12 protein-coding genes are annotated in these 13,887 nt (G+C 41.5%); 4 read left to right on the top strand and 8 right to left on the bottom strand.

Annotated elements, in window-relative coordinates:
* Positions 1-163 precede the first annotated feature (163 nt).
* The 8 genes from L1068_RS01535 to L1068_RS01500 form a co-directional block, all read right to left on the bottom strand.
* Complete coding sequence (locus tag L1068_RS01535; protein ID WP_237128755.1) at positions 164-2,002, bottom strand: serine/threonine protein kinase; 1,839 nt, start codon at positions 2,000-2,002, stop codon at positions 164-166.
* An 88-nt stretch (positions 2,003-2,090) separates the two neighbouring features.
* On the bottom strand, positions 2,091-2,852 hold the full coding sequence (locus L1068_RS01530; protein ID WP_237128754.1) for an SDR family oxidoreductase: 762 nt from the start codon (positions 2,850-2,852) through the stop codon (positions 2,091-2,093).
* Position 2,853: 1 nt separating this feature from the next.
* Entirely contained in the window at positions 2,854-3,750 is an 897-nt protein-coding gene (mmsB, locus tag L1068_RS01525) for a 3-hydroxyisobutyrate dehydrogenase (protein ID WP_237128803.1), read from the bottom strand.
* Between the two features lie 2 nt (positions 3,751-3,752).
* Complete coding sequence (locus tag L1068_RS01520) at positions 3,753-4,856, bottom strand: enoyl-CoA hydratase/isomerase family protein (RefSeq protein WP_237128753.1); 1,104 nt, start codon at positions 4,854-4,856, stop codon at positions 3,753-3,755.
* Positions 4,856-5,632: an enoyl-CoA hydratase gene (locus L1068_RS01515; protein ID WP_237128752.1), complete on the bottom strand. Its 777-nt coding sequence runs from the start codon at positions 5,630-5,632 to the stop codon at positions 4,856-4,858. The genes L1068_RS01520 and L1068_RS01515 overlap by 1 nt, the downstream gene beginning before the upstream one ends.
* Before the next feature lie 10 nt (positions 5,633-5,642).
* A complete protein-coding gene (locus tag L1068_RS01510) occupies positions 5,643-6,800 on the bottom strand; it encodes an acyl-CoA dehydrogenase family protein (protein WP_237128751.1) in 1,158 nt (385 codons plus the stop codon).
* Between the two features lie 35 nt (positions 6,801-6,835).
* Positions 6,836-8,326 carry a CoA-acylating methylmalonate-semialdehyde dehydrogenase gene (locus tag L1068_RS01505; protein WP_237128750.1) on the bottom strand — a complete coding sequence of 497 codons (1,491 nt, stop codon included), beginning with the start codon at positions 8,324-8,326 and terminating at the stop codon, positions 6,836-6,838.
* Between the two features lie 51 nt (positions 8,327-8,377).
* Positions 8,378-9,574 carry an acetyl-CoA C-acyltransferase gene (locus L1068_RS01500; RefSeq protein WP_237128749.1) on the bottom strand — a complete coding sequence of 399 codons (1,197 nt, stop codon included), beginning with the start codon at positions 9,572-9,574 and terminating at the stop codon, positions 8,378-8,380.
* Between the two features lie 287 nt (positions 9,575-9,861).
* Here L1068_RS01500 and L1068_RS01495 point away from each other — a divergent pair, with 287 nt between their 5' ends.
* The 4 genes from L1068_RS01495 to L1068_RS01480 are packed head-to-tail and all read left to right on the top strand — an operon-like array spanning position 9,862 to position 13,877.
* Positions 9,862-10,260 (top strand): MerR family DNA-binding transcriptional regulator, encoded by a 399-nt coding sequence (locus tag L1068_RS01495; RefSeq protein WP_010560114.1) that lies wholly within the window; start codon positions 9,862-9,864, stop codon positions 10,258-10,260.
* A gap of 48 nt (positions 10,261-10,308) precedes the next feature.
* The gene (locus tag L1068_RS01490; RefSeq protein WP_237128748.1) at positions 10,309-11,484 is read left to right on the top strand and encodes an isovaleryl-CoA dehydrogenase; all 1,176 of its coding nucleotides are present in this window, start codon (positions 10,309-10,311) and stop codon (positions 11,482-11,484) included.
* An 8-nt stretch (positions 11,485-11,492) separates the two neighbouring features.
* The gene (locus tag L1068_RS01485) at positions 11,493-13,100 is read left to right on the top strand and encodes a carboxyl transferase domain-containing protein (RefSeq protein ID WP_237128747.1); all 1,608 of its coding nucleotides are present in this window, start codon (positions 11,493-11,495) and stop codon (positions 13,098-13,100) included.
* Positions 13,101-13,109: 9 nt separating this feature from the next.
* Positions 13,110-13,877, top strand: coding sequence for an enoyl-CoA hydratase/isomerase family protein (locus tag L1068_RS01480; RefSeq protein WP_237128746.1), 768 nt, complete (start codon positions 13,110-13,112; stop codon positions 13,875-13,877).
* Positions 13,878-13,887 lie beyond the last annotated feature (10 nt).

Raw genomic sequence — 13,887 nt, 5'->3', positions numbered from 1 at the left:
ACATGTTAGATAGAATAAACATGACAAATGTATGAAGATTTAATTGCATATTTGGGAAATCAATGCAGTTTTGTGTAAATAGGAAAATTATTTTTTAATGATGTTTCAATAAGCGAATAAATATTTTTATTTTTGTTTTTTTCAAAACAATTTTTGAACTTTATTAATTACGCCTATCTATTTGATTTTCAATGAATAGTTTTGGGTTTTTTGGATAGTAAAAGCTAGGGTGTTGATCACAAAGAGAAAACTCACGAGTGTTTTTATACGGCAACTTCATAAAGCCCGCAACACCATGATCTTTGATACGTACGATGTTTGCCATAATGCGGTTTAGCAGATTTTCGAATAGACCTTTTTTGTTAGGTTCTAACAAGCGATAGTAATAATGCACTTTGATACGTTCAGGCAAGGATTCAATAATAATACAACCTGTATGGTGAATTTGGTTTAAGCCAAATACTGCTTTTAAAATTTCATTGGGTAACGTTAGTTGCTCGTCTGGATCTTTACCATCTTCAAAGTAACTGTGTGGCCTTACTATTTCGCTATCAGGCATTTCAGAGACCGAATAATGCAAGGTTGGCATCTCATCGAAAATAAGTGCACCTTCTTGGTCGCGCTCAAGCTGAATAGTTTGCCTTGCATCGAATAAACAACACTTAAATAACCCTTTTTGCTTAATGCCTTGGGCAATACGAATGGTATTGTTTACCGCTTGAGTAAAGGCCGTGCGATATGACTCATCGTGCAGCACTAAATTAGATTCAACATACAAATTATCTTCACGCCATTGATAACTTAAGCCGCCTACGACTGGATATTTAGCTAAGCGTGAAATAGACGCTAAAAACGCTTTTTCAGTATCGCCCATATCGACTAAAAACTCTTTGTAGTAGCGATCTAACTGCGCATCTTCAACCTTAGCGAGTTGTTTTTCATGGTCGGCTTGGCGTAAAAATTGTTTTCGAGAGCTGTACACTACGGTATCAGGCTTATCGTCAAATGGGTGATGCCAAAATGGAATAAGTGCTTTGTCTTTATGAAGTGGTAAGTCAGGCAAATAGCTTTTGGCAATTTTCGGCATATTTTTAATAAAATAATCGCCAGATAAATCACGAGTTGTTTTATCTTTACTTAGCATGCCATCTATTATTTTGGCAAACTCAATCGGCAAGCCTAAGCTTTTCGCTGGCAGCACAAGATTACCAAACCGACATGATTGCGCAGACGCTAACGCATAAAGCGTGGATGCAACGCCCTGCTCGTCAAAACGCGGCGAGGATTTAGCGCCCGACATCTGCTCATCACCAATAAAATAAACATCACCCATGCGTGCATTAGAATAATTGGCATCATGGCCCATTAAATCCATCATGTTAGCGGCAACTGGATTACCAAAACCGTCTTCTTGGGCAAACACACTTGAGCCCCAATCAACTAGCGAAAACTGGTTTGTGTTTTCATCCCACACAATATTAGAAGGTTTAATATCACCATGCACTATAGGTTGCTCAGTAAATCCCGTTTTATGATTACGAAGGGCCAGCAATATATTGCGAAGTTCAAGACCTAGGTTTACCAAAAAAGGCACAGAAACACGGCCGAGCCTTAAGCTTACTTGTTCTAGGTTATCGCCTTTAGCGTAAGCCATCATTAAAATGCCCTGCTTTTTTATACGCTCAAAGGCATAAAATTCGGGCACCATGAGATTTTTTACCTGAGAAAGCATATAGCCTTCATCTTCTAGGCGATCACGTACACTTTGTGCAAGTGTAATACGTGAAAACTTAAATACGCATTCTTTACCTTGGGTATTGGTGCCAACAAAAACAAAACCAAACGCGCCTGAGCCAATCACTTTAACGTCATGGTAGCCAAGTTTTTCGAGCTGCTTTTCACAAATTTTCAGCCATTGCTTATGTTTTTTAGCATCAATGTGCGAAAGCAAATAAATAGATTGCTCTTCATTGATATAAAAATTACGAATGGCTTTAGACATGAAAGGAAATAAACTGTGTTTTTATTGATTATAAAGAAAAAAACGAGTGAAAGACCACTCGTTTTTAAATTTAAACGCACTATAATGGTTAGAAAGTGATGCCACCATCAATTTCCATTACACGCCCTGTCACAAAGTCATTTTCAAAAATAAAGTTTGCTGTATGTGCGATTTCGTCTGCTTCACCTAAACGACCAACAGGTTTCATTTTAAGTAAACGCTCTTTCGCTTCAGGTTTCATTGCATCTGTCATAGCAGTGCGAATAACACCTGGTGCAATCGCAGCGACACGAATACCATAACGACCTAATTCACGTGCCCAAGTGGTCGTCATTGCTACAACCCCCGCTTTTGATGCTGCGTAATTGGTTTGTCCCATATTGCCTGCTCGGGCAACACTCGACATATTAATAATAACGCCTTTATTACCGTTATTAACCATATGGTTTGCCGCTTCACGGCCACACAGAAATACACCCGTTAGATTAACATCAATAACCGATTGGAACTGCTCTAGTGACATTTTTTTTGCCACTTTACCTTCTTTGACTTTTAAAAATAAACCGTCACGTAAAATACCTGCGTTATTTACTAAGCCATCAATCTGACCAAAGTCGCTATTAATTTGGTTAAAGGTGTCTTCAACTTCTTGTTCTTGCGTAACATTACATACATAAGTGCGAATAACGCCCGTTGTGGTGCCTAATTCAGATTTCGCATTTGCAAGCATCTCTTCTTGCATATCAATAAGGGCAATGCTTGCGCCTTTATCTGCAAAATGTTTTGCCATCGCAAGCCCTAAACCTTGCGCACCTCCGGTAATAACAATGGTTTTACCATTTACTTGCATATTATGAATCCTTATTAAACAACTTAAAGATTGAAGAGAAATCGAGATTACCCATCTCTTGATTTTGCATTAACTGATATAAGCTTTGCGATAAACGGCCAAGTGGTACATTTGATTGACTGCTGTTTGCTGTATCCATCGCAAGGCCAAGATCTTTTGCCATTAAATCAACCATAAAGCCACCTTTATAGTCATTTGAACTAGGCACATTTTCAAGCACATTCGGACATGGGTTATATAATTCTAACGTCCAGTTACGGCCAGAACTTTGCAGCATAATGTCTGATAAAACCTTAGGATCAAGGCCGTTATCGATACCCATTTGAAGTGCTTCGCTGGTTCCGGCCATTAAAATTGCAAGTAGCATGTTATTACAGATTTTAGCTACCTGACCTGCACCATGGTCGCCCGCATGAAAAATGTTTTTACCCATATCAGCTAATACGGTTTTAGCATTTTCAAATTCAGTAACACTGCCGCCAACAATAAAGGTTAATGTGCCATTCGTCGCGCCCGCTACGCCACCAGAAACAGGTGCATCTACAAAACTAACGCCGCGTTTGGCAAGCTCGCTTGCAACAAATTTTGCCGTATCGGCATCAATTGTGCTGCAATCAATTACTTGCGTATTATTTGTAAGCGCTGCGCCAACACCGTTTTCATCTAAATAAATAGATTTAACATGCTTGCCAGCAGGTAGCATGGTAATGACAAAATCTTTCTCTTCCACGCATGCTAAGGCTGTTGTAGCGCTATTAGCACCTTTTTCAACCAGTTCAGACACAGCAGATTCATTTAAGTCAAATACCGTAACTGCATGACCTGCTTTTACAAGATTTGCAGCCATTGGGCCGCCCATATTACCTAAACCAATAAATCCAATATTTGCCATGATTATTCCTATAAATCCGTTAGTGGATGCCCGTTTGGCCATTCAACATTAAAGAATGATTCAATCACATCGCTATCTACATTGCTGATGGCGTCAAATTGCCATTGAGGCGCATTGTCTTTATCAATCAATAATGCGCGCACACCTTCTTTAAATTCACCAAGCTGACCACAGCGTACGCTCATACCAAGCTCCATTTGAAAGCAGGCTTTGAGTGATAAGCCATTTGCACGCTTAAGCTGCTGATATACTAAATGGGCACTCAAAGGGCTACCATGCGAAAGGCCTTTTTGCGCACGCGTGAGCCATTTATCGTCTGTTTCAAACGATAATATTGCATCTACTTTATCGGTAAGTTCGTCTACTTCTGCCATTGCAGCAAATACTGCGTTGTGCGATTCCACATTGGGTGCCAGGTCTATATCACTTTTTGCATTAAACGTTGTTAATAAATGACTTAACGCTTGATGGTTTTCATCAGCATTGGTTGACCACTTTGTACTTATAAGTGAATCGATTAACTCACTTTTAAACTGATGCTCAATTACCGTATCGCCTAAACCAATATAAAGCGCATCTAAGGCGTTCACCGATGCACCGGTTAATCCTAAAAATAAGCCTACTTGCGTTGGCATTTTATTTAGAAAATAGCTGCCACCGACGTCTGGGTATAAACCAATGGTAATTTCAGGCATCGCGATACGCGATGATTCAGTTAACACACGGTGAGATGCACCAGCCATTAAACCAAGGCCGCCACCCATAATAATGCCGTTACCCCACACACATAGTGGTTTTGCATAATTATGGATAAGGTAATCTAAACGATACTCTTTGCTGAAAAACGTCTCGATATAATCGCTTGGCTCACCGGTATGCATTGCATTGTACAAGCTAACTACATCACCACCGGCGCAAAACGCTTTATCGCCCGCACCTTGTAACAGCACCATGCTAACGTGTTCATCACTTTGCCAATCAAGTAACTGGTTATAAAGCAGCTCAATCATTTCAAGATTAAGCGCATTCAGTGCCTTTTCAACGTTTAAGGTTGCGATACCGATAACAAAGCCGTTATCGGTATTTTTTGTTTCAAACGTAACAACAGCCATTAGCCGTTCACCCAGTTTGCTTTGCGTTTTTCTAAAAAGGCATTCACGCCTTCTTTTTGATCTTGCGTATCAAATAGGTTGATGAAAAGTTCGCGCTCAAGTGGTAACGCAGAAGTCATAGTGCCCGAGCGGCTATGTTGGATCAGTGATTTACACGCAGCAACCGAAGTTGGGCTTTGTTCTTCAACTTGTTTTGCAAGAGTCATTGCTTTGTCAAATGCTTCACCTTTGCCAACAACCTCTTCCACAAGTCCAATATTATGGGCTTTTTCGGCAGTTAATCGCTCACCACATAAAATCATGCGTTTCGCCCAGCCTTCACCTACCAGCCATGCAAGGTTTTGCGTACCGCCAGCACAAGGTAATAAACCCACTTTTGCTTCAGGCAATGCCATTTGCGCTTGTTCTTCAGTAATACGTAAATCACATGCAAGTGCAACTTCTAAACCGCCGCCCATGGCGTAACCATTAATTGCAGCAATTGACACACCACGGAAGTTACTTAACGCTTCAAACGCCTGGCCAAAAATAATCGACATTTCAGCGGCAACGCCTTTGTCGCCACTTGCAAATAGGTTTAGGTCAGCGCCAGCTGAGAAGAATTTTTCACCTTCCCCTGTGATCACAAGCGAATACACATCTTTATTGTTATTCAGATCAGCTACCATATCACGCAGTTGTGTAAGTGTTTCTTTTGTCCACGTATTTGCCGGTGGATTAGACATAGTAACAACTGCAATATGCCCTTCAATCGATAATTTGATTTGTGCGCTCATTATGCTCTCCTTACAGAATTTCTTGTGTACCTTCAGCTAAAATTCGACGACCAATAATAAGGCGCATAATTTCATTTGTGCCTTCTAAAATTTGGTGTACACGCACATCACGGAAGTGACGCTCTAATGGGTATTCTTTGATGTAACCATAGCCACCGTGAAGTTGCAGTGCATCGTCACATACTTTAAAACCAACATCGGTTGCATAGCGTTTTGCCATTGCGCAATAGGTAGTGCGCTCAGGATCTTTTTCATCCAATTTAAATGCAGCAAGGCGTACCATTTGACGAGCAGCTACAAGTTCTGTGTTCATATCAGCTAGTTTAAATTGCAATGCTTGGAACGCTGCTAATGGTTTGCCAAATTGCTTACGCTCACGCATATAATCTTTTGCTGTATTAAGTGCTTGCTGCGCAGTACCAATTGAACAGGTCGCGATATTAATACGGCCGCCATCTAAGCCCATCATGGCAAATTTAAACCCTTCGCCTTCTTGACCTAATAGGTTTTGTTTTGGAATACGCACACCATCAAACGAAATAAGACGTGTAGGTTGCGCATTCCAGCCCATTTTTTCTTCTGCTTTGCCGTATTCAATGCCCTCAGCATTTGCATCAACAACAAACGCCGAAATACCTTTCGGACCATCCTCACCAGTGCGCGCCATAACCACTAATAAATCGGTTTCTCCAGCGCCTGAAATAAACATTTTTGAACCAGAAATCACATACTCATCCCCTTCTAAAACCGCTTTGGTTTTAAGAGATGCAGCATCAGAACCGGAACCTGGCTCAGTTAAACAGTACGATGCTAACAATTGACCCATCACAAGTTCATCACAATACTGCGCTTTAACGTCATCAGTACCAAAACTTGCAATCATCCAGGTAGCCATATTGTGAATGGTTAACATGGCAGTCGTTGCCGTGCAGCCCATTGCCAACTGCTCGAAGATAATGCTCGAATCAAGACGCGATAAACCAAGACCGCCAGCTTCTTCTGGCGTATATAAACCACAGAAACCTAGTTCACCCGCTTTTTGGATTACGTCTTTTGGAAAAATATGTTCTTGATCCCACTTGCCCGCATTTGGCAATAATTCACTCATAGCAAACTGTTTAGCGGTTTCTGCAAACGCTTGTTGATCTTCAGTTAGATTAAAATTCATAGTCACCCCTTTGAACGGCAGATAAGGCAAATGCCTTATCGTAGGTTGATACTCATATTTGGACCGGTTGCGATATCATCTTCAAACCAGCGTGCAGTAATTGTTTTAGTCTCAGTGTAAAAACGAACACCTTGTTTACCATAAGTGTGTTGGTCGCCGTAGAATGATCCTTTCCAACCTGTAAATGAGAAGAAAGGAAGAGGTACCGGAATAGGCACATTAATACCCACTTGCCCTACTTCAATGTCATGCTGGAATTTACGCGCTGCAGCACCGCAAGCAGTAAATAAAGACGTACCATTACCGTAAGGACTTTCGTTGATGATTTGGATTGCCTCTTCTAATGTATCTACGCAAATACACGCAAGCACAGGACCGAAAATTTCTTCTTTGTATAAGTCCATTTCGCGCGTTACATCAGTAAATAGCGTTGGGCCTACCCAGTTACCTTTGTCATAACCTTCGACAACAAAGTCAGAGCCATCAATTAAGCACGTTGCACCTTGCGCTTTACCACTTTCAATAATTGATAAAATACGTGCTTTTGCTTGTGGCGATGTTTGTGGGCCATAGGCAGCTTCTGGGTCGTTCCAAACGCCCGGGCGTACTTTAGTAAATTCTTCTTTTAATTCGTTAATCCATTCTTTTGATTGACCAACAAATACAGCAACTGAAATCCCCATACAGCGTTGACCAGCAGCACCAACGGATGCACCAACAAGGTTTGAAATGGCACGCTCTTTTTTCGCATCAGGCATAATTACCATGTGGTTTTTAGCACCAACACAGGCTTGAACACGCTTAAGATTCGCTGTACCACGTGAATAGATGTACTCACCAACACCACATGAACCAACAAATGAAATTGCACGTACACTTGGCTCGTCTAAAATACGGTCAACTTGGTGTTTTGTGCCGTGAACTACTTGAAGAACACCTTTAGGTGCGCCAGCTTCTTCAAACAGTTCAACTAAACGCATTGGCGTAAGTGGATCTTGCTCAGACGGTTTTAAAATGAAGGTATTACCGCAAACAATCGCCATTGGGAACATCCAAAGTGGGATCATTGCAGGAAAGTTAAACGGAGTAATACCAGCACACACACCAAGTGGCTGCATATACGAATAGGTATCGATATTACGCGCTACGTTTTCAACGGTTTCACCCATCATTAATGCAGGCGCATTAGCTGCTTGTTCAACAACTTCAATACCACGCCACACATCGCCTTTAGCATCTTCAAAGGTTTTGCCTAATTCGTGACAAATAATTGTTGCTAATTCGTCATGGTGTTCTTTTAAAAGCGCAGCGTAGCGCATCATAATGCGTGCACGTTCTGTTACCGGTACGTTTTTCCACGTTTTAAACGTTTCTTTCGCAGACGCAATGGCTTCATCAATTTCACTGTCTGTTGCTAATGGCACGTGTGCCAGCACCTCTTGGTTAGCTGGATTTACAACATCTAACCAGTCATTTGATTCCGATTGGCGCATTTCGCCATTAATATATAAAGGAACCTTTACCATTATTCTTCTCCCCAAATAAAAAAGGCGCATTAACGCGCCTTTAATTTTTAATTATTTTACTTCAATTGCCATTGCGACCGCTTCACCACCACCAATACACAGTGATGCAACGCCTTTATTTAGGCCACGGTTTTTTAGTGCATGAATAAGCGTTACTAAAATACGCGCGCCACTGGCACCGATTGGGTGCCCAAGTGCACATGCACCGCCATTCACGTTTACTTTATTGTTATCAAGTTGCATTTCGTTAATCGCAAGCATCGTCACCATGGCAAATGCTTCGTTAATTTCCCAAAGATCAACGTCTTCTTTCGACCAGCTCGCTTTTTCTAACACTTTTTCCATCGCACCAATTGGTGCTGTCGTAAATTCAGCAGGAATATGTGAATTTGTCGCATGGGCTTTAATTTCACAAAGTGGTGATAAACCAAGTTCTGCTGCTTTAGACGCTTTCATTAAAACAAGTGACGCTGCACCGTCAGAAATTGACGATGAGTTTGCCGCTGTAATGGTGCCATCTTTTGCGAATGCAGCACGTAGTGAAGGTATTTTCTCAGGACGCGCATTACCTGGCTGCTCATCAATTGCTACTGTCACATCACCTTTACGACTCGCATAGGTATGTGGCGCAATTTCAGCTTCAAATGCACCACTTTCAATTGCAGCGCTGGCTTTAGAAAGAGATGAAATGGCAAACGCATCCATATCGTCACGGGTTAAGCCATACTTATCAGCTGTTTCTTGGGCAAAGCAGCCCATTGCTTTATTGTCGTATGCATCTTCTAAACCATCGGCCATCATATGATCTTTAATTTCACCATGGCCCATACGGAAACCGCCACGTGCTTTTGGTAAGAAGTAAGGTGCGTTACTCATGCTTTCCATACCGCCTGCAACCGCAACGTTAATACTGTCTGCTTTAATTAAGTCATGGGCTAACATCGCTGCTTTTAAGCCTGAACCACATACTTTATTAATCGTTGTTGCGCCTGTTGCTAAATTAAGCCCTGCTTTTATCATTGCTTGACGTGCAGGTGCTTGGCCAAGACCAGCTGGCAGTACGCAGCCCATAATTACTTCGTCAATCATATCAGCGTTTAAATCGCAGCTTTCAATACTACTTTTAATTGCTGTAGCACCTAAATCAGTTGCATTTACCGATGATAAAGCACCCATAAAACCGCCCATTGCAGTGCGTTTTGCACTCACAATTACTACCGGATCGATTTGAGAATTTTCAACAGACATTTGTTATCTCCAAAATTTATATGTTTTCAGCATACATAAAAATTACGTTTACGCAAACGTAAATCTAGATGTCATACCTTTTATAGTGTTAAGAAATAATGACAATGAAGGGTAATTGTGTAATGAAATTAGTCCGCTAAGGCTGGTGTGCTTTGAAAGTAGTGAAGTGTCTACCCTGCTAATCTAAGACTAATTGGCTAACATAAACACCTTACACAAGCTCACAGCTTTACCTTTACGTAAACTTCACTTATAGTTAATTACCAAATTAATGAGGTGTAGTTTAGATGAGTACAGAAAATACAGAACAGACCTTTAGTATTAGCGAACTTGCAAAAGAATTTGACATAACAACTAGAAGCATTCGTTTTTATGAAGACCAAGGTTTGGTAACGCCCCGCCGTCAAGGGCAAACACGTATCTATAGTAAACGCGATAAAGTGCGTTTAAAACTGATCTTACGAGGTAAACGCCTAGGATTTACGCTAGCTGAAACAGGCCGCTTGTTCGAGCTATATGATGCCGACAAATCAAGTGCAACTCAACTTAAAATTATGCTTGAGCTAATCTCTGATAAAAAAGCGCATCTTGAGCAGCAAATGGATGACATTAAAGTTGTTTTAATGGAACTCGTTACCGCTGAACGTCGCTGTCGTGACACACTTAAAAACCTAGACGACGCTTAAAATAATAATCACACCTTATGACAACAATACATCAATAGGATACACACAATGAGCACCGTTTCTCTTTATAAAGAATTAAATTTTGGTCTTGGTGAAACAGCCGACATGATCCGTGACCACGTAAATAGTTTTGCAACCAACGAAATTGCCCCACTCGCAGAAAAAACTGATATCGACAATATGTTTCCAAACGAACTTTGGCCAAAGTTTGGTGAAATGGGTTTATTGGGCTTAACCGTTGATGAAGAGTTTGGCGGTTCAAACTTAGGTTACCTTGAACATGTAATTGCAATGGAAGAAATCAGCCGTGCTAGTGCGTCTATTGGTTTAAGCTACGGTGCACATTCAAATTTATGTGTAAACCAAATTGCCCGTAACGGTAACCAAGCACAAAAAGAAAAATATTTGCCAAAACTTATTTCAGGTGAACACATTGGTGCGCTTGCCATGAGTGAACCAAATTCAGGTTCAGACGTTGTTTCAATGCGTTTAAAAGCCGAAAAGCGTGGCGATAAATTCATTCTTAACGGTAATAAAATGTGGATCACTAATGGTCCAGATGCAGATACCTTTGTTATTTACGCAAAAACAGATTTAGAAGCGGGTCCTAAAGGCATAACAGCCTTCATCGTAGAAAAATCGTACCCAGGTTTTAGCCAAGCACAAAAACTCGATAAATTAGGTATGCGCGGCTCAAACACTTGTGAATTAGTGTTCGAAGATTGTGAAGTACCAGAAGAAAACATTCTTGGCGAATTAAACCAAGGTGTAAAAGTACTGATGAGCGGCCTTGATTACGAACGTGTTGTTTTAGCCGGTGGTCCGCTTGGCATTATGCAAGCCTGCATGGACATTGTTGTACCTTATATTCATGAACGTAAACAGTTTAATACTGAAATTGGCAACTTCCAGCTAATTCAAGGCAAGATTGCTGATATGTATACGCAAATGAATGCCGCGCGTTCATACGTTTATACCGTTGCAAAAGCCTGTGACCGTGGTGAAACAACCCGTAAAGATGCTGCTGGCGCAATTTTATATGCTGCAGAGCTTGCTACCAAAATGGCACTTGATGCAATCCAAATTCTAGGTGGTAACGGTTATATCAATGAATATGCCACAGGCCGATTACTGCGTGACGCAAAACTGTATGAAATTGGTGCGGGTACATCTGAAATTCGCCGTATGTTGATTGGTCGTGAACTATTTAACGAAAGTAAATAGGGAGTACCATGACCATATTAACTTCAAATATTAACCCGCTTGATTCAGACTTTTTAGCAAAAGCTGAATCAATGCAGGCACTTGTTGATGACTTAAAAGCTAAAACGCAAGAAATAACTCAAGGTGGTGGCGAGCGCTTAGTTGAACGTCATCGCGGTCGCGGTAAATTATTTGTCCGTGACCGTATAAATTGTTTATTAGACGAAGGTTCACCGTTCTTAGAAGTATCACAATTTGCAGCTTTTGGTGTGTACCCAGAACAAATCCCATGTGCAGGTGTAGTCGCAGGCATTGGCCGCGTTAAAGGCGTTGAATGTATGATCATCGCAAATGACGCAACAGTTAAAGGCGGTACCTACTTCCCTATTACGGTAAAAAAACACCTGCGAGCACAAGAAATTGCAGAACGTTGTCATTTACCGTGTATTTATCTTGTTGATTCAGGCGGTGCTAACTTGCCTGAACAAGACGAGGTATTCCCAGATAAACTGCACTTTGGCCGTATTTTCTATAACCAAAGCCGTATGTCAGCAAAAGGTATTCCGCAAATTGCTGTGGTAATGGGCTTATGTACCGCAGGTGGCGCTTATGTGCCAGCAATGGCAGATGAAAGTATTATCGTAAAAGAGCAAGGCACCATCTTTTTAGCAGGTCCACCTCTTGTAAAAGCAGCAACCGGTGAAGAAGTATCCGCCGAAGAACTTGGCGGCGCAGATGTGCACTGTAAAACATCCGGTGTTGCCGATCACTACGCTGAAAATGATGCGCATGCCCTGTCAATTGCACGCCAATGTGTTTCGCGTTTAAACCATACACGCCCGACCGCACCAATTTTAACAAATTTCAAAGCACCGCGTTATGATGCGAAAGAAATTTACGGCATTGTAGGTACCGATCTTAAAAAACCATTTGATGTTCGTGAAGTGATTGCCCGTGTTGTGGATGATTCATCGTTTGATGAATTTAAACAATACTTTGGCGAAACATTAGTTACTGGCTTTGCTGAGATTTTTGGTATGCCTGTAGGCATTGTTGCCAACAACGGTATTCTTTTCTCAGAATCAGCGCAAAAAGGCGCGCACTTTATTCAGCTTTGTGCCCAGCGCAATATTCCATTGGTGTTTTTACAGAATATTACTGGCTTTATGGTGGGTAAAAAATACGAAGCTGAAGGTATCGCAAAACACGGTGCGAAAATGGTAACAGCTGTAAGCTGTGCCGATGTGCCAAAATTTACTATTTTGATTGGTGGTTCGTATGGCGCTGGTAACTACGGCATGTGTGGCCGCGCATTTGAGCCAACCATGATGTGGATGTGGCCAAATGCTCGAATTTCAGTAATGGGTGGTGAACAAGCCGCTGGCGTATTAACCCAAGTAAAACAAGACGGTTTAAAACGTAAAGGCCTTGCAATGAGCGACGATGAAGTTGCTGCCTTTAAAAAACCAATTATTGCGCAGTATGAAGAACAAGGTCATCCGTATTATGCCAGTGCACGATTATGGGATGATGGCATCATCGACCCTGCTGAAACACGAAACGTACTCGGACTTGCTTTAAGTGCAGCGAAAAATGCACCAGAGCAAGAATCGAAGTTCGGCGTATTTAGAATGTAGGAGTAAGTGATGTCTGTAACCTTAACAATAACAAAACAAAAAGTTGCGACCCTTACAATTGAACGCAGCGAAGTACATAACGCATTTGACGCACACACTATCGCACAACTGATCCAACAAATTGAATATGCCAACACATTGGATATTCGCGCGTTAGTATTAAAAGGCGAAGGCAAGCATTTTAGCGCGGGTGCTGATTTAAACTGGATGAAATCCATGGTGTCGAATACGTTTGAAGATAACGTAGCGGATTCAATGAAACTTGCCCGTTTAATGCAGGTACTGTTTGAAACCAAAGTGCCTACCCTATGTTTAGTGCAAGGCGCAGCTTTTGGTGGTGCACTTGGTTTAATTGCCTGTTGTGATATTGCTGTGGCTGATGAGAAAGCGAAATTTTGCCTAAGCGAAGTAAAACTGGGCCTTATCCCGGCGGTAATTAGCCCATATGTGATTAATGCCATTGGTGAGCGACAAGCGCGCCGTTATTTCCAAACGGCCGAAGTGTTTTTTGCTGATAAAGCACTTACGCTTGGTTTAGTTCATGAAGTGTCAGATTCACCTGAAGATACACTCGACAACCTACTTCATGCAATTTTACAAAATGGTCCAGAGGCTACAAAGCAAGCTAAACAGTTGATTTGTGATGTAGCAAACAAACCGATTGATATCGATTTACGACAACTGACTGCAGAGCGTATTGCCCAAATTCGTGTATCGGATGAAGGACAAGAAGGTCTGCAAGCCTTTTTTGATAAACGCAAACCTAGCTGGCAATAGAGAGCATCAC

Origin of the sequence: Pseudoalteromonas sp. MMG024, from assembly GCF_021654175.1 — a bacterium.
In the GTDB taxonomy this organism is placed as follows: domain Bacteria; phylum Pseudomonadota; class Gammaproteobacteria; order Enterobacterales; family Alteromonadaceae; genus Pseudoalteromonas.
The sequence above is the reverse complement of the archived record's forward strand: the minus strand, read 5'-3'. Positions and strand labels throughout refer to the sequence as shown.

Excerpts from the sequence above, each read along its gene's own strand:
- L1068_RS01535 (WP_237128755.1), bottom strand. The coding sequence starts at position 2,002 with ATGTCTAAAGCCATTCGTAATTTTTATATCAATGAAGAGCAATCTATT.
- L1068_RS01530 (WP_237128754.1), bottom strand. The coding sequence starts at position 2,852 with ATGCAAGTAAATGGTAAAACCATTGTTATTACCGGAGGTGCGCAAGGT.
- L1068_RS01520 (WP_237128753.1), bottom strand. The coding sequence starts at position 4,856 with ATGGCTGTTGTTACGTTTGAAACAAAAAATACCGATAACGGCTTTGTT.
- L1068_RS01515 (WP_237128752.1), bottom strand. The coding sequence starts at position 5,632 with ATGAGCGCACAAATCAAATTATCGATTGAAGGGCATATTGCAGTTGTT.
- L1068_RS01510 (WP_237128751.1), bottom strand. The coding sequence starts at position 6,800 with ATGAATTTTAATCTAACTGAAGATCAACAAGCGTTTGCAGAAACCGCT.
- L1068_RS01505 (WP_237128750.1), bottom strand. The coding sequence starts at position 8,326 with ATGGTAAAGGTTCCTTTATATATTAATGGCGAAATGCGCCAATCGGAA.
- L1068_RS01500 (WP_237128749.1), bottom strand. The coding sequence starts at position 9,574 with ATGTCTGTTGAAAATTCTCAAATCGATCCGGTAGTAATTGTGAGTGCA.
- L1068_RS01495 (WP_010560114.1), top strand. The coding sequence starts at position 9,862 with ATGAGTACAGAAAATACAGAACAGACCTTTAGTATTAGCGAACTTGCA.
- L1068_RS01490 (WP_237128748.1), top strand. The coding sequence starts at position 10,309 with ATGAGCACCGTTTCTCTTTATAAAGAATTAAATTTTGGTCTTGGTGAA.
- L1068_RS01485 (WP_237128747.1), top strand. The coding sequence starts at position 11,493 with ATGACCATATTAACTTCAAATATTAACCCGCTTGATTCAGACTTTTTA.
- L1068_RS01480 (WP_237128746.1), top strand. The coding sequence starts at position 13,110 with ATGTCTGTAACCTTAACAATAACAAAACAAAAAGTTGCGACCCTTACA.